At 66.4% G+C, this 19,793-nt stretch carries 12 protein-coding genes; 8 read left to right on the top strand and 4 right to left on the bottom strand.

Going from position 1 to position 19,793, the window contains the following annotated elements; translation table 11 throughout:
• The first annotated feature begins 288 nt into the window (after positions 1-288).
• From IEQ11_RS08040 to IEQ11_RS08030, 3 genes are read left to right on the top strand one after another with little or no spacing between them, the layout of a single operon-like run.
• Positions 289-969 (top strand): DUF502 domain-containing protein, encoded by a 681-nt coding sequence (locus IEQ11_RS08040; RefSeq protein ID WP_191821876.1) that lies wholly within the window; start codon positions 289-291, stop codon positions 967-969.
• Entirely contained in the window at positions 966-2,171 is a 1,206-nt protein-coding gene (locus tag IEQ11_RS08035; protein ID WP_191821875.1) for a PQQ-dependent sugar dehydrogenase, read from the top strand. The genes IEQ11_RS08040 and IEQ11_RS08035 overlap by 4 nt, the downstream gene beginning before the upstream one ends.
• The gene (locus IEQ11_RS08030; protein ID WP_096414051.1) at positions 2,168-2,980 is read left to right on the top strand and encodes a queuosine precursor transporter; all 813 of its coding nucleotides are present in this window, start codon (positions 2,168-2,170) and stop codon (positions 2,978-2,980) included. Before IEQ11_RS08035 ends, IEQ11_RS08030 begins: the two co-directional genes overlap by 4 nt.
• A gap of 347 nt (positions 2,981-3,327) precedes the next feature.
• Here the strand turns inward: IEQ11_RS08030 and IEQ11_RS08025 are convergent, their stop codons facing one another.
• Positions 3,328-4,068 (bottom strand): LytR/AlgR family response regulator transcription factor, encoded by a 741-nt coding sequence (locus IEQ11_RS08025; RefSeq protein ID WP_191821874.1) that lies wholly within the window; start codon positions 4,066-4,068, stop codon positions 3,328-3,330.
• Positions 4,069-4,094: 26 nt separating this feature from the next.
• The gene (locus IEQ11_RS08020; RefSeq protein WP_191821873.1) at positions 4,095-5,168 is read right to left on the bottom strand and encodes a sensor histidine kinase; all 1,074 of its coding nucleotides are present in this window, start codon (positions 5,166-5,168) and stop codon (positions 4,095-4,097) included.
• A gap of 142 nt (positions 5,169-5,310) precedes the next feature.
• Between IEQ11_RS08020 and IEQ11_RS08015 the strand changes: the two genes are divergently transcribed.
• The 5 genes from IEQ11_RS08015 to IEQ11_RS07995 all read left to right on the top strand — a co-directional run bounded on the left by IEQ11_RS08015 (position 5,311) and on the right by IEQ11_RS07995 (position 13,003).
• Positions 5,311-6,225, top strand: a complete 915-nt coding sequence (locus IEQ11_RS08015) for a TolB family protein (RefSeq protein WP_191821872.1) — start codon at positions 5,311-5,313, stop codon at positions 6,223-6,225.
• Between the two features lie 317 nt (positions 6,226-6,542).
• On the top strand, positions 6,543-8,408 hold the full coding sequence (locus IEQ11_RS08010) for a DUF885 domain-containing protein (RefSeq protein WP_343226534.1): 1,866 nt from the start codon (positions 6,543-6,545) through the stop codon (positions 8,406-8,408).
• 564 nt (positions 8,409-8,972) lie between these two features.
• On the top strand, positions 8,973-10,580 hold the full coding sequence (locus IEQ11_RS08005; RefSeq protein WP_247024760.1) for a FecR domain-containing protein: 1,608 nt from the start codon (positions 8,973-8,975) through the stop codon (positions 10,578-10,580).
• A complete protein-coding gene (locus IEQ11_RS08000) occupies positions 10,577-12,235 on the top strand; it encodes a CHASE2 domain-containing protein (protein WP_057921201.1) in 1,659 nt (552 codons plus the stop codon). Before IEQ11_RS08005 ends, IEQ11_RS08000 begins: the two co-directional genes overlap by 4 nt.
• A 354-nt stretch (positions 12,236-12,589) precedes the next feature.
• The gene (locus IEQ11_RS07995) at positions 12,590-13,003 is read left to right on the top strand and encodes a hypothetical protein (RefSeq protein ID WP_247024758.1); all 414 of its coding nucleotides are present in this window, start codon (positions 12,590-12,592) and stop codon (positions 13,001-13,003) included.
• 228 nt (positions 13,004-13,231) lie between these two features.
• Here IEQ11_RS07995 and IEQ11_RS07990 read toward each other — a convergent pair whose 3' ends face one another.
• Together IEQ11_RS07990 and IEQ11_RS07985 are read right to left on the bottom strand one after the other, a co-directional pair.
• Positions 13,232-14,575, bottom strand: a complete 1,344-nt coding sequence (locus tag IEQ11_RS07990) for a DEAD/DEAH box helicase (protein ID WP_036115933.1) — start codon at positions 14,573-14,575, stop codon at positions 13,232-13,234.
• A 1,637-nt stretch (positions 14,576-16,212) separates the two neighbouring features.
• Positions 16,213-19,785: an ABC transporter permease/M1 family aminopeptidase gene (locus tag IEQ11_RS07985; protein ID WP_191821446.1), complete on the bottom strand. Its 3,573-nt coding sequence runs from the start codon at positions 19,783-19,785 to the stop codon at positions 16,213-16,215.
• Positions 19,786-19,793: the final 8 nt, after the last annotated feature.

Genomic DNA, 19,793 nt, shown 5'->3' with positions numbered 1-19,793 from the left:
TCATACAAGCGATCGCGTCGTCGCAGCTCCCACATCCGAACGAAGCCACGAAAACCATCGCCCACTTTGCAAAAGGGGGCGAGCGCCCGACGCCGCGCCCCGGAGCCCCGTATCGACCGGCGCGGGGGATTCGCTTTTAGCCCGCGCAACAACGTGTAACTACCTAAGCTCCGCCGCGCCTCCACCGCGCCATCCCACCAACCCACGCACCACCTCCCGACCAGCACCGCCAAACCAGGCACCGCCCCGACACCACGCAAACCAGTTCCCTCCCCTACAATCCGCGCCATGCGCCCGCCCAATCTGCAACGCCTGTTCCTCACCGGCCTGTTGACCCTGTTGCCGATCTGGCTGACCTGGGTCGTGGTCAAGTTCGTATTCGTCCTGCTGTCCGACACCAGCCGTCCGCTGATCGGCCCTCTGCTCAACAATCTGGCCACCACCTCGCCGCAGGCCCTGGGCTGGTTGGACGATCAGTGGGTGCAGACCGCGATCGCCCTGATCGCCACCGTCGGTGTGATCCTGCTGTCGGGCGCGATGGCGCGGCGCGTGGTCGGCCAGACCGTGCTGCGCTGGTTCGAGGCGATGATCAAGCGCATCCCGCTGGCCAGCACCATCTACGGCAGCGCGCGGCAGTTGCTCGACATCCTGCAGACCAAGCCCGACGGCACCCAGCGCGTGGTGTTGGTGGATTTCCCGCATAACGAGATGAAGTCGATCGGCTTCGTCACCAAGGTCATGCGCGAGGAAGGCACCGGCCGCGAACTCGCCGCGGTGTACGTGCCGACCACGCCCAACCCGACCTCGGGTTATCTGGAAATCGTGCCGGTGGAACTGATCACCCCGACCGACTGGACCGTCGATCAGGCGATGAGCTTCATCATCTCCGGCGGCGCGGTCTCGCCCTCGACCATTCCCTTCTCCGCGCCCGCAGCGGGCGCCACCGCCGATTCGGAGCGCAGTTCATGACCTTTGCTTTGGCCAGCCTGGCCCGCACCCTCGCCGCGACCGCGTTGCTGTGCGGCGGCGCGATATTCGCCGACACCGCTCACGCCGCGGCCGCGCCGCTCACCCCGCACCCAGTCAAGCTCGACGACGGCCGCAGCTTCTCGCTCAACCTGCCGGCCAATCTCGAAATCATGCCGGTGGTGCAAGGGCTCAAGCGCGTGCGTTTCTTCGCCCGCAGCCCGGACGGCCGAGTGTTCGTCACCGACATGCAGAACCTGAGCGACAACAAGCTCGGCCGCGTGTACGCGCTCGACGGCTGGGACGAAAAGACCGAGCGCTACAGCAAGGTCTCGGTGTACCTGGACAAGCAGCGCAATCCCAACAGCGTCGCCTTCCACACCGACGCCGCCGGCCAGTCGTGGCTGTACCTGGCCAACACCGACAAGCTGCTGCGCTATCGCTACCGCAGCGGCGACCTCAAGCCTTCATCCGAACCCGAAGTGCTGGCCAGCTTTCCCGACTACGGCCTGAGCTACAAATACGGCGGCTGGCACCTGACCCGCACGTTGGCGTTCGGCGACGGCAAGCTGTACGTCTCGGTCGGCAGCAGCTGCAACGCCTGCGTGGAAAAAGAAGACGTGCGCGCGGCGATCCTGCAGATGAATCCCGACGGCAGCCAGCGCCGCATCTACGCGCGCGGCCTGCGCAACGCGGTCGGCCTGCTGTACCGCGACGGCAAGTTGTACGCGACCAACCAAGGCTCCGATCACCTGGGCGACCAGAAGCCCGACGAAACCATGTTCGTGGTCAACGATGGCGCCGATTACGGCTGGCCGTATTGCTATTACAGCAACGGCAAGGTCGCGGCCGATCCGAAGTTTCCGCGCAAGAGCGGCTGCGCGAGCGCGCCCAAGACCTTCGCGTATTTCCCCTCGCACGCGTCCGCGCTGGGCCTGGCCTGGTTTCCGTCCAGCGACAAAGGCCAGTTGAGCGACGAGTTCGTGGTCGCGCTGCACGGCGCCAGCAAGCTCGCGCTCAACCACGGCTACCGCCTCGTGCGGGTCAAGGCCGACGGCCGCAGCGGCGGCGATCTGATCACCGGTTTCCTCGCCGACGGCAAGGTGCTCGGCCGTCCCTGCGACGTGCTGCACACCGGCCGCGACAGCTTTTTGTTCACCGACGACAAGAGCGGCGTGATCTATCGCGTGAGGCCGAAGCGGTGAGCGCGGGCGAGTCCAGCATTCCGTTCGCCGGCGGCGAAGGCACGCGCACCTTGCAGGACCGCTCGCTGCGCTTGTTCATCGTGTTGTCGGCGTTCTTCTGCGTCAACGCGGCGCTGGCCGAGTTCATCGGGGTCAAGATCTTCGCCCTGGAGGACACCCTCGGCATCGCCCCGCTGCAATGGAATCTGTTCGGTCAGACCGGCTCGTTGAACTTCACCGCCGGCACCCTGCTGTGGCCGGTGGTGTTCCTGATGACCGACGTCATCAACGAATTCTTCGGCCGTCGCGGCGTGCGCCTGATCTCGTGGCTGGCGGCGATCCTGATCGCCTACGGCTTTGTGTTCGCGTTCGCCGCGATCGCGCTGGCGCCGGCCGGCTGGTGGGTCAAGGCCGCGCAGGCGCAGGGCGTGCCCGACTATCAGGCCGCGTTCGCGGCGATCTTCGGCCAAGGCATGTGGAGCATCGGCGGCTCGCTGGTCGCCTTCATGCTGGGCCAGCTGATCGACGTGGCGGTGTTCCATCGCATCCGCAGCGCCACCGGCGACAAGCACATCTGGTTGCGCGCGACCGGCTCGACCGCGGTGTCGCAACTGGTCGACAGCTTCGTGGTGCTGTACATCGCCTTCGTGCTCGGCCCGCAGCACTGGCCGATCCCGCAGTTCCTGGCGATCAGCACGGTCAACTACGGCTACAAGATGCTGGCGGCGTTCGCGATGATTCCGTTGATCTATCTGCTGCGGGTGTGGATTCACGGCTATCTGGGCCATGCGCGGGCTAAGCAGTTGCGCGATGAGGCGGCGGCGGATTGAGGCTGCGGTTGACGCTTTTCAATAGCGTCATCGCAATAAACCACGCAACGTTCCAGCCGGAACTTCATCCCCCAGACCGTCATTCCCGCGAACGCGGGAATCCAGTGACTTTCGTGCAACCACGATCAAAGTCACTGGATTCCCGCGTTCGCGGGAATGACGAATTGAGGGATGGCGCTGAAGCCTCTGGATCCCCGCCTTCGCGGGGATGACGGACATGAAGCGACGATGGATAAGGATACAAATACAGATACGGACACGGACATAGGCACGGGCACGGGACAGTCACGGATACAGGCGCGACCCGCGGGCACGATCCGCGTCGCATCGCTAAATTCGCAACGCGATCACCCCAACCCCATCGCCTCGCGCACCCGTTCGCGATAACTCGCGCCGCTGGCCAGACGCAATCCGTTCGCCAGCCGCAGCACATAGCGCCCGCCGTCGAGATGCTCGATGTCGCGCACCGCATCCACGCGCACGATCCGCGAGCGATGGATGCGCACGAAGCGGCGCGGGTCCAGCCGCGCATGCAGACCGCTCAAGGTCTCGCGCAGCACATAGGTCTGACCCTCGGCGCGCAGCTCGACATAGTTGCTTTGCGCGATCACGCATTCGATCGTCTCGACCGGGAGCAGGCGCAGACGCGCGCCGACCGGCACCGCGAGCCGCTGCGCGAAACCCTCGGCCGATGCGACGAACGGTGCCGCCGGCGTCGGCGCGCGCAAGCGGCGAATGCGCTCCAACGCCGCCTGCAGGCGTTCGGCCGAATACGGCTTGAGCAGGTAATCGATCGCCTGCGCATCGAACGCGCGCAGCGCATGCTCGGCGTGCGCGGTCACGAATACCACTTGCGGCCGCTGTTCGGGCGGCAACGCATCGATCACACCGAAGCCGTTGAGGTCGGGCAGACGGATATCCAGAAACACCACGTCCGGACGCAAGCGCCGCAAGGCCGCCAACGCACTGTCGCCGTCGGCGCATTCGGCGACCACCTCGACATCGCGCTGCTGCCCCAGCAGACGACGCAGTCGCGCGCGCGACATCGCCTCGTCGTCGACCACCACCGCGCGCAGCGGCGCGCTCATGCCGGGGCCATTCACGCCGAACGCGCTCACGCCGCCACCCCGCCGGCCGGCGCCATCCGCAACGGCAGCCGCAGGCAGACCTGGGTGCCTCCACCGGCGCGCGCGCCGATCTCGAACCGATGATCCTCGCCGTACAGACAACGCAGGCGTTCGCGGGTATTGCCCAGGCCCAGGCCGGCGCCCGGCGGCGCGCTGCGTTGGCCGCCGTCGTCGCTGACTTCCAGCAGCAGTTCGGCATGATCGCGTTGCGCGCGCACCGACACCTGACCGGGCGTGGTGCGGGTCGCCACCGCATGATGGATCGCGTTCTCCACCAGCGGTTGCAGCAGCAACTGCGGCACCTGCGCATCGAGCAGCGTCGAATCGATCGACCACCGCACTTGCAGGCGATCGCCGAGCCGGATCTTCTCGATGCCGATGTAATGATCCAGCGCGGCCAGTTCGTCGCGCAAGGCGATTTCCTGGCTGCGCGAACTGTCCAGGCTGTGGCGCAGCAGCGCGCCCAGATCGACCATCATGCGATCGGCGCCGTCGGGATCGCGATGCACCATCTCGGCGATCGAATTCAAGGCATTGAACAGGAAATGCGGGTTGAGCTGCGCGGTCAGCGCATCCAGCCGCGCCCGCGCCAGCCGCGCTTCCAGTTGCATCGCCTGACGCTCGCGGCGGCGCGCGCGGCGCGCGTACACCAGCGCATGCGCGACGCCGACGATCATCCAGCTCATCAGCAGGTTGTTGAGCACGCTGGCGATCAGCACCTCGCCCAACGGCGGCAACACCGCATACCAGCCGATCCAGCCGTTCAAGCCGATCACCGCCAACGCGCGCAGCACGATCACCAGCGCCACCGCCGCGGCCTGCGCCAGCGCCGCGCGCGCATGGCGGCCGCGTTCGAACGGATAGCGGCGCACCACCCACAATAGAAACAGCGTGATCGGCACCCACAGCCAGGCGCTGGCCAATTGCTGGCGCAGCGTGTCCGCCCATTGCGGCGCCTGCCCGGCGGCTTCGCGCATGGTCGCGACCTGGCCGACCCAGACCAAGGCGTTGAGGGTCCACCAGCCCAGCACCACCAGCAGCAGCGACAGTCGATTGCGCATGCCGGCCATGCTGGACCGGCGTCGCCGCGCTGGCAATCGCGGACGCCGCATTGGTCCCGGCGAACCGCGCATTCGTCCCAGCAGCATGAGCAACCCGCATTCGCCGGCGCAGGCTGCGGCCACTTCCCACAGGAATGCCGCCATGTCGCTTCGCTCGCATCTTGCCGTCGCTGTCAGCGCCTGCGCGCTCGCCATCATCGCGATGCCCGGCCACGCCGCTCAATCGTGTCCGCCGGTGCGCAAATTCGAAGAAGGCACCATCTCCACCCCGCGCTGGGAATGGCGGCTGAGTTTCACCCCGACCCGGCTGCGCGCCTATTGGGCGACCACCACCGGCTGGTGGCCGGGCACGCGCGAACGCGCGACCATCATGACCTCGCAGCGGCAGCCATCAGGTTGGAGCACGCCGCAGGTCGCGCCGTTCTCCGGCGTCCACAGCGACATGGACCCGTTCGTATCGCCCGACGGTCGTTACCTGGTGTTCTCCTCCGAACGGCCGCGCGCCGACGGCGTGGCGGCGAAAATGGACGTGTGGATCGCCCGCCGCGGCGCGCGCGGATGGAGCGAACCGCAAAACCTGGGCGCGGCGGTCAACAGCGGCGGCGATGAGTTGTATCCGAGCATGGACCTGCGCGGCACGGTGTATTTCGCCAGCGACCGCGACGGCGAATTCGACATCTACCGCAGCCGCCGCCAACGCGACGGCCACTACGCACCGGCGGAGAAAATCGCCGGCGCGGTCAACAGCGCGCAGCGCTGGGAATTCAATCCGGAGATCTCGCCCGACGGCCGCGTCCTGCTGTTCACCCGCCTGGATTTTCCCGGCGATCCGCTGCCCGACCTGGGCTACGGCTGGGGCGATCTGTACGCGGCGCGGCAGCAGCGCGACGGCAGCTTCGGCGCGCCGAAGAACCTCGGCCCCTGCGTCAACACCGCCTGGGACGAATTCCATCCCACCGTGCTGTGGGATCGCGGCCTGTTGTTCTTCGCGCGCGACATCGGCCAGCCCAGCGATTTCTACACCACCCGCCTGCGCCTGCCTGATCTGGACGATTGAGCGTCGCGTATCGAACGCGCTCGCGGCCGGCATAAAGCCCGGTCGCCACGCGAGTTGGTCGCCCCCTGTAGGAGCGGCGCGAGCCGCGACCGCGCATTCAAACGGTCGCGGCGAACCTGCGAGGATGCGGTCGCGGCTCGCGCCGCTCCTACAGTGCGAAACCCTCATTCGCGGCGCGTGACTACGCTGGAGTCACCGCGCGCATCGCCAAACGCGACCGCCATCGCCCCCACGCGCGATCGCGCATGACCTTCGGCTCATGCCCTCGCCCACGGCGCGCGCGAGTCTGCCATTCCATCCGTCCGGATCGATGCCGCATGCGCCCGTCCCCGTTCCGTCGTTCCAGCACGCCCCGCCGCGCGCCCGCGCTCGCCTTGCGCGCGGCCGTATCGCTCGCCCTGGCCGGCACGCTGTGCCTGGCCCTGCCCGCGTTCGCCCAATCCACGCCGGCCGCGACAGCCGCGCCCGCGGTCACCGTGCAGACCAAGGGCGAAAAACTCAAGCGTCTGTACGAGCAGTACTGGGAAGAACAGCTCAAGCTCAACCCGCTGCGCGCCACCGCGCAAGGCGATGCGCGCTACAACGATCAGCTGCCCAACTTCGCCAGTTCGCAGTTCCGCAAGCAAAGTCGCGAATTCACCCAGCGCTGGCTCAAGACCATCGAAGCGGTCGGCTCGCAAGGCCTGTCCGCGCAGGACCTGCTGAGCTACGAAATCTTCGTGCGCAACGCGAAGATGGACCTGGAATCCGATCGCTACCCGACCTGGCTGCAGCCGATCAACCAGTTCGGCAATTTCGCCTCCAGCGTCGCCCAGCTCGGGTCCGGCACCGGGTCGCAGCCGTTCAAGACCGTCGCCGACTACGACAACTGGCTCAAGCGCGGCGCGCTGGTGCCGGTGGTGTTCGACCAGCTCATCGCCAACAGCCGCGAAGGCATCAAGCGCGGCGTGGTCCAGCCCAGGCCGCTGATGGTCAAGGTGGTGTCGCAGCTCGATGCGCTGGTCAAGGACAAGCCCGAGGACAGCCTGTTCTGGAAGCCGATCGCGAATCTGCCGGCTTCGTTTTCGCAGGCCGACAAGACCCGGCTCAGCGACGACTACCGCCGCATGATCGACACCCAGCTGATGCCGGCCTACCGGCGTCTGCGCGATTTCATCCGCGACGATTACCTGCCGCACACCCGCGACACCGCCGGCATGAGCGCATTGCCCAACGGCGAGGCGTGGTACGCGTTCAACGCGCGTCGTTCGACCACCACCTCGATGACGCCGGCGCAGATCCATCAGATCGGCCTGGACGAAGTCGCGCGCATCCACGGCGAGATGAACTCGATCCTGGTCGAGCTGAAATTCAAGGGCACGCTGCAGGACTTCTTCAAGTTCATGCAGAACGACCCGCGTTTCACCTTCAAGGACGAACCGGCGCTGCTCGCGCATTACCGCGGCCTGGAAGCGAAGATCAACCAGAAGATCCCGCAACTGTTCTCGCTCACGCCGAAGGCGCCGTTCGAGATCCGCCCGGTCGAGGCCTATCGCGCGCAATCGGCCGCGGGCGGCTCGTACATGCGGCCCAGCGAAGACGGCACGCGTCCGGGCATCTTCTACGTCAACACCTTCGACCTGCCCACGCGCAAGACCTGGGACGCCGAAGACCTGTACCTGCACGAGGCGATCCCGGGCCATCACTTCCAGCTGGCCTTGCAGCAGGAGCTCACCGACCTGCCGAAGTTCCGCCGCTTCGGCGGCGAGACCGCCTTCAGCGAAGGCTGGGGCCTGTACGCCGAATCGCTCGGCACCGCCCTGGGCGTGTACGAAACCCCGTACGACCGCTTCGGTTATCTGCAGAACGAGTTGTGGCGCGCGATCCGCCTGGTCGTCGACACCGGCCTGCACAGCAAGGGCTGGACCCGCGAACAGGTGATCGCCTACATGCTGGCCAACTCGGCCGAAAGCGAAACCCAGTCGACCGCCGAAGCCGAACGCTACATGGCCATTCCCGGCCAGGCGCTGGCGTACAAGATCGGCGAACTCAAGATCATGGAACTGCGCAAGCGCGCCGAGAAAGCCCTCGGCGCGCGTTTCGACATCCGCGAGTTCCACGCCGAAGTGCTCAAGGACGGTTCGGTGCCGCTGGATGTGCTCGACGGCAAGATCGATCGCTGGATCGCGGCGAAGAAAGGCTGAGTCGCGCGATGACGCGGGCGCTCGCCGGTGCGAACCGGCGAGTGTTGCGGTCATTGCAGTGAGCGGCGCGCATGCGCATCGCCGTTTCCAACGACACAAAACCGCCACGAACTCTCACCCGGACAAGCCAAGCGGCGCCCGCATCCGGCCGGCCCCATCGCCACCGGCCGACCGGGCCGCAGCGCCCGAAACCTCGCGCCCGCCGCCACATCGCAAACTCGCCCGCATCGGCGCTACGATCGCCCCGAAGTACGCAGCAAATCAGCCCGCATGACGCCGGCCGATCGTCGCATCCACTTTGGAGACATACGCAATCAAGGTACTGGCCGACACCGTCCATCCGCCCCAGGCCACGCTCGGCCAGGCAGATGGCGGAAAAAACGTGACCGAAGCCGCATAATTGCAGGTTGTTGCGCCTCCTGCCGGCTGCTTGCTGGCACACGTCGTCTCACTCAGCCCGGAATACGGATGCCTTCGATTACTGCGCCCTCGCCCCTTGATGCGACGCACGCCGGCCGGCGCGCGGCCGCCGCCCTTCGCCGGCGCCTGGGTCGTTGCCTCGCCGTGTCGGCGCTGCTGCTGGCCGGCTGCGGCCTGGCCCAGGCCCAGGACTGGAGCTATCGGGTCCGTCCCGGCGACACCTTGTGGGACCTGGGCGCCAAGCACCTCAAGGCCGGCATCAACTGGCGCCGCCTGCAGGAACACAACCGCATCGCCAACCCCTATCACCTGCCGCCGGGCACGCGCATGGCGTTCCCGATCGGCTGGCTGCGGATCGAACCGGCGAAGGCCAAGGTCGTCGCGGTGCGCGGCGCGGTCAACGTGCTGGCCTCCGACAACGCGCCGGCCCGCTTGGTCAGCGAAGGCATGCGCATCGGCATCGGCAGCCGGCTGGAAACCGGACCGGGCGCCAGCGCGACCCTCGAATTCGCCGACGGTTCGCGCCTGATGGTGCAGGACAACAGCCGCATCGTGTTCGACGAACTCAGCAGCTACGGCAGCACCGGCATGGTCGACACGCGCATGCGCCTGCAGCGCGGCCGCACCAGCAACCGGGTGATCCCGGCCAAGGGCCCGGCCTCGCGCTACATCATCGAAACCCCGTCGGCGACCTCCAGCGTGCGCGGCACCCATTTCCGCGTCAGCGCCGGCGACCACGGCGCGGCCGATGCGACCGAAGTGCTCGAAGGCAAGGTCCAGGTCGGTTCGCAACGCAGTCAGGTGCTGGTGTTGCCCGGCTTCGGCACGGTCGCCGCGGCCGGCACCGCGCCCACCGCCGCGATCGCCCTGCTGCCCGCGCCGAGCCTGCTCGACGATGGCACCCGGCTGGAACCGCTGCCTGCCAGCGTGGCGTGGACGCCGGTGCCCGGCGCGATCGGCTATCGGGTCGAAGTGGTCCGCGACGATGCGCCGGAAGTGTTGTTGTACGAAAGCCGCGTCGACAGCCCGCAGGTGCGCATCGACGACCTGCCGGCCGGACGCCAGCGCCTGCTGGTGCGCGCGATCGCCGCCAACGGCCTGAGCGGCCGCGACAGCGAACGGGTGTTCACCGTCAACGATCAACCCTTGCCGCCGCTGACGATCAGCCCGCTCGACGGCCAGACCGTCAGCGTGCCGCGGCCGCGGTTCGAATGGGCGCACGCCGCCGACGCCGAACGCACCCGCCTGCAACTGGCGCGCGACGATCGCTTCGAACAACCGCTGGTCGACACCGAACTCAAGGGCCAGCGCTATCGCCCCGACGACGCGCTGCCGCCCGGCAACTACTTCTGGCGCGTCGCCTCGCGCGACGCCGCCGGCCGCAGCGGCCGCTTCGGCAACGTCTTGCCGTTCACCGTCAGCGACGCGCCGGTCGATCCGGGATTGGAATCGCCGCAGGCGGCCAAGGGCTTGCTGACCCTGCGCTGGCAGAAGGGCGAACCCGGCCAGCGTTACCGCGTGCAGATCGCGCGCAAGCCCGACTTCGCCAAGCTGCTGCTCGAACAAGAAGTCGACGTACCGCAGGTGGAACTCAAGCGTCCCGGCGGCGGCACCTGGTACGTGCGCGTGCAGACGCTCGAAGACGACGGCTACGCCGCCCCGTACGGCCCGGCGCAGCAGATCCGCCTGCCCTGCCGCGTGTGCTACGGCGCCGGCGCCGCCGGCGCGGCCTTGTTGCTGCTGGCCTTATGACCCCGAGCGCGCTGTCCAGGCTGATGCGTGGCGGTGCCGCTCTGCTGGCCGGCGGCCTGGCCGCGTTGCTGACCGTCAGCGGCGCGACCTGGCGGCTCGACGATTTTCTCTACGACCTGCACCTGTCGCACTGGACCTACGCGCCCGACGACGACGTGGTGATCGTCGCCATCGACGACCGCAGCCTCAACGAGATCGGCCAATGGCCGTGGCCGCGCGACATCCACGCGCAGATGCTCGACCGCCTCGGCTACGCCGGCGTGCGCGGCGTGGCGCTGGACCTGGTGCTGGCCGAGGCCGACCGCAGCGGCGACGAACACGACCGCGCGCTCGCCACCGCGATGCGCCGGCTCGGCCGCGTCGCCCTGCCGGTGACCACCGCGCCGCTGCGCCAGAACGCGCCGCCGGTGGAAGTGCTGCCGACCCCGGTGATCGCGACCGCCGCGACCACCCTGGGCCACACCGATATCGAACTCGACGCCGAGGGCACCACCCGCGGCATGTACCTCAAGGCCGGCCTGGGCGAATCGCGCTGGCCCGCGCTCGCACTGGCGCTGATCGGCCTGGAACCGGCCAGCGTGCCTAACCCGCTGCCCGGCCTGCGCCGTCCCGCCGACGAACACGGCTCGCCCTACCAATGGACGCGCGACAACTACGTGCGCATCCGCTTCGCCGGACCGCCGGGCACCTTCGGCCAGGTTTCGTATTCGGACGTGTTGAACGGCGAAGTACCGGCCGACCTGCTGCGCGGGCGCTGGGTGGTGATCGGCGTGACCGCGACCGGGCTGGTGCCGAGCTACCTCACCCCGATGTCCGACGACCTGCGCATGCACGGCGCCGAGTACCAGGCCAACGTGATCGAGATGCTGCTGCACGACCGCGCGATCGTGCCGTTGCGGCCGCTGTGGCAGGCGTTGCTGGCCGCGGCGATGCTGTTCGCCGTGGTCCTGCTGATGCTGCATCCGCGTTTTCAGCGCCCGCTGCTGACCCTCGGCGCAACCGCGCTGGCGACCGCGGCCGGCAGCGTGCTGCTGCTGCGCCTGGGCGATGTGTGGTTCCCGCCGGCGACGACGATCGTGATGATCGCGCTGGCCTACCTGGCCTGGCTGATCGGCCACCTGCGGCATTGGCGGCGCGAAGCCAACCTCGACACCCTGACCCAACTCGGCAACCGCCGCCGTTTCGATCACGTGTTGCAGCGCGAACTGTCGAGCGCGCGCCGCACCCGCGCGCCGATGTCGCTGGCCTTGATCGACGTGGATTTCTTCAAGGCCTACAACGATTCCGAAGGCCACCGCGCCGGCGACAAACTGCTGCGCCAGATCGCCCAGATCATCGCCTCGCACGCGCGCCGTCCGCGCGACCTGGCCGCGCGATTCGGCGGCGACGAGTTCGCGGTGATCCTGCCCGACACCCACGTCGAAGGCGCCGCCCGCGTCGCCGACGCGATCCTCGCCGACATGCGCAGCCTCGACGCGCGCTATGGCGAAGGCGCGGCCGACCAACGCGTCAGCCTGAGCATCGGCCTGTACACCTGCGTGCCGGGTGTCCACACCCACGTGCGGACCTTGTTCGACGGGGCCGATGCGGCCTTGTATCGCGCCAAGGAGAATGGGCGCGATCGACGCGAGGCGGGACGATTGGGCGAGGTTTGATTGCCGATCGCGGCGGCGCAAGCCGGTGCAATTCGATGATCTTTACCTTTACCTCTACCTTGCCCTTGCCTTGCTCTTGCCTTGCCCCTGGCCCTTTGCCTTACCGCTTGCCTTCGCCTTTGCAGCTCAGCGCGGCCTCTATTTTTTAGCTCTTGCTCAGGCCTTGGCTTGCGCCTCATTCCGTCGTACATCACCAGCGCTGCGAAGCTTGTAACTCGCGTTGGCAAAGGCACACCCGAAGGGCGGCGCACATGGATGTGCGCCGCGCGCCACCGGGACAGGATGTCCCGTGTGGCGCGTGCCCGCGAATGCTCCGCACGCGCGGGCCTTTGATTCAAAGAAAAGCGTTTTTCTTTGGTTACCTTTCTTTTGTCGCTTTTGACAAAAGAAAGTAACTCGGCCGCTTGCGGACGAAAGCTGTTGATCTTGCCTTTGGCTTCAAAAGCTCTAGAGCTTCAAAGCTTTGAAGCCTTTAAAACTGCAAGCAAGATCAAAAGCGTTCCGCCGCTGAAGCGGCGGGTCACTTTCTTTTGTCTAAAGCAACAAAAGAAAGGTAACCAAAGAAAAATGCTTTTTTGTAAATCAAGGGCCCGCAAGCTCGGTGCCGACGTGGGCACGCGCCACACGGGACATCCATGTCCCGGTGGCGCGCGACGCGCATCCATGCGCGTCGCCCTTCGGGTGTGCATTTGTTCTCGCGAGTCCCAAGCCTCGCAGCGCTGGATGAACTGCGCGGCTTCAAGCGAAAGCGGCATGGCCTACCTGTAGGAGCGGCGCAAGCCGCGACCGCGCCATCACGGCAACGACGAAACGTTCTTCGTAGCTGCATTCCCGCAGTCGCGGCCTGCGTCGCTGCTAAAGAGGCAGCGATGCAACCGCAGACATCAGCACACCAACCGCGATTCACGGTCGCCATCCCAGACCAAACACCCGCCCAAACAAAAAGGGCCGGCTAAGCCGACCCTTTTTGCATCACCGGCGAACCTCGCCGATCAATCAACCCGCGTTGCGATCGCGCCGCTGACCCGGCTGACCCGCGCCGGCACCGCCACCGCGGTGCTGCTTCGGACCGGCATGCGCATGACGCGCCGGCGGCTTGCCGTGCGGACGATGCGCCGGCTTGCGCGGCGCGTTGGCGCCGGCGCGGTTGCCGCCCGGAGCGCCGGGACGACGCGCGCCCGGAGCGTCGGAACCCATGCGGATCGGACGCGACGGCTCGAAGCCGGCGACCGTCACCATCTCGATGTCGTCCTTGAGGATGCGCTGGATCTGACGCAGCAGACCGCCCTCGTCCGGCGACACCAGCGACAGCGCCTCACCGGTCAGACCATTGCGGCCGGTGCGGCCGATACGGTGGACGTAGTCCTCGGCGACCATCGGCAGATCGAAGTTGATCACTAGCGGCAGGCTCGGAATGTCGAGACCGCGCGCGGCGACGTCGGTGGCGACCAGCACGCGGGCCTTGTTCGCCTTGAAATCGCGCAGGGCTTTCTGACGCTGCGCCTGGCTCTTGTTGCCGTGGATCGCGACCGACTTCAGACCGGCTTCCTCGAGCTGCTCGGACAAACGGTTGCAGCCGTGCTTGGTGCGGCCGAACACGATCACCTGATCGTTCGGGCGCGACGCGAGGATCTGGATCAGCAGATCGCGCTTGCGGCCGCCGTCGACCGGATGCACGCGATGGGTGATCGCATCGGCGACGACGCTGTTGGAGGCGATCTGCACCTGCTGCGGGTTGCGCATGAACTCCAGTGCCAGCTGCTTGATCTGCGCCTCGAACGTCGCCGAGAACAACAGGGTCTGACGCTGCGGCGGCAGGCGGCCGAGGATGCGCTTGATCGCGGGCAGGAAGCCCATGTCGAGCATGCGGTCGGCTTCGTCCATGACCAGCACTTCGACCGCGTCGAGCTTGGCGCTGCCGCGCTCGAGGTGATCGATCAGACGGCCCGGGGTGGCGACCAGCACATCGACGCCGCGACGCAGCGCGTCGAGCTGCGGGCCCATGCCGGCGCCGCCGAAGATGGCGTGCACGTTGATGCGCAGGTACTTGGCGTAAGCGCGCAGGCTGTCGCTGACTTGCAGCGCGAGCTCGCGGGTCGGGGCCAGGATCAGCACGCGCGGCTTGCGCTGGCTGTTGCCCGGCGTGGTGGCCAGACGGTGCAGCAGCGGCAGACCGAACGCGGCGGTCTTGCCGGTGCCGGTCTGGGCGCCGCCGAGCAGGTCGTGCCCGGCCAGCGCGAGCGGGATCGCTTCGGACTGGATCGGGGTGGGGTTGATGTAGTTCTGTTCGGACAGCGCGCGCAGCAGCGCGGGCGCAAGCCCAAGCGATTCAAACGTCATGTTGGAACTCCAGTGGTTCGCGATGCGCGCACGCGACGCGCCCGACGGAACGGACGCGCGAACGAGACGATCGCGTGATGACCCCAGCGTTCCCTTGAACCGCGCTGCGAGTATCTAAATTTGACGACGCCGGAAGCTCCGGGCCGTGTCTGCGCTACGAAAGACGTGCGGGATAAAAAGTCGCGCCGGCGAATCCGAGAACTCGGTGCGGGGCGACAGGCAACCTGGGAAACGTACCCTTGCGGGGAGGCAGCCGTGCGCTGAACGGCGCGAACTGTACGCGAAACCGGACCAAACCGCCAGTTTTGCCGGGTGGGAGGCGTTAGCGGGCGGTCATGTGGTCGCCGGGTTGGGGCTGGACCCTGGCCGGGCTGGAGTCCATTGCCTGGATCGGGACTTGGGTGGCGGGTGGGTCTGCGCGGCTGGAACTGCTTGTTGCGGTTGCTTATCGGGGAAACAAACACCCGAAATTGCATGGCCAAGCCGCTGTTTTCTGGCTTCGTCGTTGCCAGCCCCCCCCCTTCTCCCCGGTCGACGTATGCCGGATTGCCCTCCTGTAGGAGCTGCGCAAGCTGCGACCGCGAACCCGCACCCACCGCGCAACCTGGCGCAACCCGCGGCGCGATCGGTCACATGCCGGTCGCAGCTTGCGCAGCTCCTACAGGGGTGCTTCGTACAGAACGCCCGGACTCAAAGCCCGACGCAGGTCCGCGATCTCAATAATTCCAGAGCACCTAGCTTTGGCTTACGCCCCATTTCGTCGTCCACTTCCAGCGCTGCGAGGCCACTGACTTGCGTTAGCAAACGCACACCCGAAGGGCGGCGTGCAGGATGCACGCCGTGCGCCACCGGGACATGGATGTCCCGTGTGGCGCATGCCCGCGTCAGCACCGATCTTGCGGGCACTTGATTCACAAAAAAGCATTTTTCTTTGGTTACCTTTCTTTTGTTGCTTTTGACAAAAGAAAGTGACCCGCCGCTTCAGCGGCGGAACGCTTTTGATCCTGCTTGCAGCTTTAAAGGCTTTAAAGGCTTCGAAGCTTTGAAGCTTTGAAGCTCTAGAGCTTTGAAGCCAGAGGCAAGATCAACAGCTTTCGTCCGCAAGCGGCCGAGTTACTTTCTTTTGTCAAAAGCGACAAAAGAAAGGTAACCAAAGAAAAACGCTTTTTTGTGAATCAAGGGCCCGTGCGTGCGGTGCATTCGCAGGCATGCGCCACACGAGACATCCTGTCTCGGTGGCGCACGGCGCACATCCATGTGCGCCGCCCTTCGGGTGTTCTGTTGTTCTCGCGAGTTCCAAGCGTCGCAGCGCTGGATGAACTGCTCGACTTCAGGCACAAGCCAAAGCTACATGGCCTACCTGTAGGAGCGGCGCAAGCCGCGACCGCGCAAACATAACGACGACGCAGGTTTCAACACTGCCGCGTCAGCCCCTGAGCCAAAGCCGGGCTCCCAGCAGAGAAGAAGGACAAAGGCCAAAAAAGCGAATCCCCCGCGCGCGGGGGATCGCTTACTACTTCGTGCCGTCGCTGGGCGTCCGCCCCCTTTTGCAAAGGGGGCATGCAGTTCGCCGCACGAGAATCTCAACTTCTTATTGAGAACACCCGATCACAACGTGTTGCCTCGGATAAACAGCATCACAACTTCTTGCGATTATCCGCCGGCACCCGATCGATCAACTTGTTGTACGGATCGAACCCGACCTCGTACGGCGCCTGGTCGACCACCACCGTCACCGTCTGATCGTTCCTGGTGATGTGACGACGCTCCAGCGACAAGACCTTCTCGTCGCCTTCCTTGCCCGACGGCCCGCGCGCGAACACGCCGATCTCGATCCAGTCGTCCAGCGGCGCGGCGGTCTCCTTGCCCTTGCCGTCGGCGTACAACTTGGCCGCGTGCAGGTTCAAGCTGACTTCGTACTTACCGTCGGGACGCTTCTTCGAACTCGCCTCGACCACGCGGTTGTCGTAGAAGCTGATCTTCTCGAACAGGTCGGTGATCAGTTGCTGCTGCTCGGGCTTGGCTTGCGCGCGCAGGTACTCCAGCAACTCGGCCGAGGTGGTGTACGGCGGGTTCTGGTAGCCCTTGTCTTCCAGGAAGCGCCTGAGCGCGCGATTGACCGTCGCCTCGCCCAGTTCCTCGCGCAGGCGATAGAACACCAGCGAGCCCTTGCGGTAATGGATGTACTGCTGGTTCTCCACCCGGTACAGCGGCAATTCCTCCAGCCGCTCGCCGCCGCGCTCGGACAGGTAACGGTCCAGTTCGTACTTGAGGAAGCGGCGCATCTTGGCCCGGCCGTATTCCTTCTCCATCACCATCAGCGCCGAATACTGCGACAGCGATTCCGACAGCATCGTCGAACCCTGCACGTTGGCGCCGATCACCTGGTGCGCCCACCACTGGTGCGCGACTTCGTGCGCGGTCACGTAGAACACGTAGTCGACCGCCTCGGGATCGCGCAGGTCGGCGACGAAGCCGATCGATTCGGAGAACGGGATGGTGTTGGCGAAGCTCTGGGCGAAACGCGAATAGCCTGGGAACTCGAGGATGCGCACCTGCCGGTGCTGGTACGGGGTGAAGTTCGCCTGGAAGTAGTCCAGCGACTTCTTGACCCCGTCGATCATGCGGTCGACGTTGTAGGCGTGCTTGGGATCGTAGTACACCTCGATCGGAATGCCGGCGTGCTCGGCGCGGCGCACCTCCCAGCGCGCCGACAGGTACGAGTAGAACGGCAGCATCGGCCGGTCCATCGCATATTCGAAGCAACGGCGGCCGTCGCGACGGAACTCGCGCTTGAGATAACCCGGCGACAGCGCGATCTGGTCCGGCGCGGTGCACACGGTGGTATTGAAGTCGATCCAGTCCGCATCGGAGGCGATGTAGTGATTCGCGCGCGCGGCCTGGTCCTCGAGCTTGGGCATGCGCGGCGCTTCGCCCAGGCCGCGCTTGCGGCGTTCGTTGCGGTCGCTGAGCTGGCGGCCTTCGCTGTAGCCGAAGCTCGGGAACACCGACGAGTTGAAGAAGCTGCCGTTCGCGACGATCTGGGTGTTGCTCGGCTCGTTGGAGAAGCCGCGCTGGGCGTAGGACTGGACGAAGTTCAACTGGCGGTGTTCGCCCGGCTGCATCGGCTTGTCCAGGCGATAGATGCGATAGCCCACGCGCGCATCGTCATGGATCAGCTTGGCGCCGCCGAACTCAAGCTTCTCGATCGTCGCGTCGGGATCGACCGCGATATGGAACTCGGCGATCGGCGCGGCATGCTGGTTGACGATTTCGTAGTGGCCGCGGGTGCGCACGCTGAGGGTTTCCGGACGCAGGTCGACCTCGTTCTCGACCGCGACGATGCGCGGCTGCGGCAGGTTGTGGTACTTGCGGTACTGCTTCTCGTAACGCGCCTGCTCGTCCATCGCCACGTCCGACGGCACGTAGCGGTTGAGCACGTTGGTGTTCCAGAAGATCCAGCCGCCGGCCGCGACCCAGGCCAGCACCGCGACCGCCAGGGCGACGCCGCGACCGCCGCGCAGGCGCGCGCGCGCCAGCTTGATGCGCTCGCGCAGGCTCGGCGCCACGCCGCGCACCCAGAACGCCGCGGCGAGCAGCATCAGCGCGAGCAGCAGCAGGCCCCAGTAGGTCTGGAACCACAGCCGCGCGCCGAGGAACTGGCCGTAGCCGTTCATGTCCGAATACGGCGCGCCCGGTGCGTTGGCGTAGTTGTAGAGGTTGTGCTCGAAGTGCATCAGGCCGAGCGTGGCCTGCAGGATCACCACCACGATCAGCAGGCCGTAGCCGATGAACTTGTTGTTGGTCAGCACCTGCAGCACCAGCGCCAGTCCGCCCATCAGCACGAACGGGATCGAATCGAGCAGCAGTTGCTTGGCGTACAGCAGCGGCTCCAGCGCGCTGTAGCCCTTGAACAACTGCATGACCATCGAGGCCACGCCGCCGATCGCCTGGAACACCAGCACCACCGCGATCAGGGCGATGAACTTGCTCAGCAGCGGCAGCCAGTTGGGCACCGGCATCGCGTCGCTGACTTCGGCCAGCTTGACGCCGCGTTCCTTGAACACCAGTTCGCCGGCGTAGAACATCACCACGAAGATCAGCATGAAGCTGTAGCTGCCCTGCAGCGCGGTGAGCATCAGCGAGGTGGTCGGATAGGTCTTGGTGCCGAAGATGCTCTGGACCGAGCCGGCGCTGGCCAGGAAGCTGGTCACGGCGAAGGCGAGGATGATCAGGAACGGCACGCTCTTGAGCACGCCGACGGTGTCGAAGCGCAGCGCGTGCAGGAACTGGGTGCGCGCGGTCGTGGCCGAGAACGTCGGCTGCACCTTCGGCGCCGGCTTGCCCGCGCCCTGCGCATCGATCGCCGCCGCGGCCTTGCGCTTGCGCCGGAACCAGGCCTTGCCGGTGCCGGTGCGCTGGGGTTTGAACAGGGCGAACGCGGCGGCGATCATCGCCACGCCCACGCCCATCCACAGCGCGCGGTTGACCAGCAGATAACCGGTGATCGCCGGCAGGCGGGTGTTGAGTTCAGGCGCGGACCAGTAACGCACCGTGCGCCGGAACGCGGTCAGGCCGAACGGGTCCATCATCGTCGCCAGCCACTCGTTGTCGAGATCGGCAAGCAGGCTGTTGGCCACGCCGCGCAACACGAAGAAGCCGATCACGCCCAGATACACGATCAACAGGCTGCGCCCGGTGACCGCCAGCAGCGCCAGCAAGGCGCCGATGAAGATCAGGTTGGGCAGCACGAACACCGCGAAGCTCCACAGGTACGGCTGCAACGAGAACGCGCCGACCCGCTCGGGATCGACCCAGGGCATGTACGGCGCGATCAGCAGGCCGACGGTGATCATCACGAACACCAGCAGGCTCGCGGCCAGGGCGCCGGCGAAGCGGCCGATCAGGAAATCGCGCTTGCGCATCGGGCTGGAGAAGAACAGATCAGCCGTGCCCAATTCGAAATCGCGCAGCAAGGCGCCGGACACGAACACCGCGATCACCAGCAGGCCGAGCAGGCTGAACATGCCGTAGAAGGTGGCGATCGTGGTCGGCGCATTGCGGTTGACGTTGCCGACGCCGCCGCCGATCTGGATCGCGTCGCTGGAGGCGGCGCCGAAGGCCATCAAGCCGAACAGCAGCGCGAACAGCCACAGCAACGGCGAGCGCAGCTGCTGGCGCAGCTCGAAGCGGAAAAATTCAAGAATCATCGGGATGC

This window comes from Lysobacter capsici (genome assembly GCF_014779555.2).
In the GTDB taxonomy this organism is placed as follows: Bacteria; Pseudomonadota; Gammaproteobacteria; order Xanthomonadales; family Xanthomonadaceae; genus Lysobacter; species Lysobacter capsici.
The sequence above is the reverse complement of the archived record's forward strand: the minus strand, read 5'-3'. Positions and strand labels throughout refer to the sequence as shown.

Bases quoted from the DNA above. Each gene is read 5' to 3' on its own strand.
- IEQ11_RS08040 (WP_191821876.1), top strand. From the start codon at position 289: ATGCGCCCGCCCAATCTGCAACGCCTGTTCCTCACCGGCCTGTTGACC.
- IEQ11_RS07990 (WP_036115933.1), bottom strand. From the start codon at position 14,575: ATGACGTTTGAATCGCTTGGGCTTGCGCCCGCGCTGCTGCGCGCGCTG.
- IEQ11_RS08000 (WP_057921201.1), top strand. From the start codon at position 10,577: ATGACCCCGAGCGCGCTGTCCAGGCTGATGCGTGGCGGTGCCGCTCTG.
- IEQ11_RS08035 (WP_191821875.1), top strand. From the start codon at position 966: ATGACCTTTGCTTTGGCCAGCCTGGCCCGCACCCTCGCCGCGACCGCG.
- IEQ11_RS08010 (WP_343226534.1), top strand. From the start codon at position 6,543: ATGCGCCCGTCCCCGTTCCGTCGTTCCAGCACGCCCCGCCGCGCGCCC.
- IEQ11_RS08020 (WP_191821873.1), bottom strand. From the start codon at position 5,168: ATGCGCAATCGACTGTCGCTGCTGCTGGTGGTGCTGGGCTGGTGGACC.
- IEQ11_RS07985 (WP_191821446.1), bottom strand. From the start codon at position 19,785: ATGATTCTTGAATTTTTCCGCTTCGAGCTGCGCCAGCAGCTGCGCTCG.
- IEQ11_RS08025 (WP_191821874.1), bottom strand. From the start codon at position 4,068: ATGAGCGCGCCGCTGCGCGCGGTGGTGGTCGACGACGAGGCGATGTCG.
- IEQ11_RS08015 (WP_191821872.1), top strand. From the start codon at position 5,311: ATGTCGCTTCGCTCGCATCTTGCCGTCGCTGTCAGCGCCTGCGCGCTC.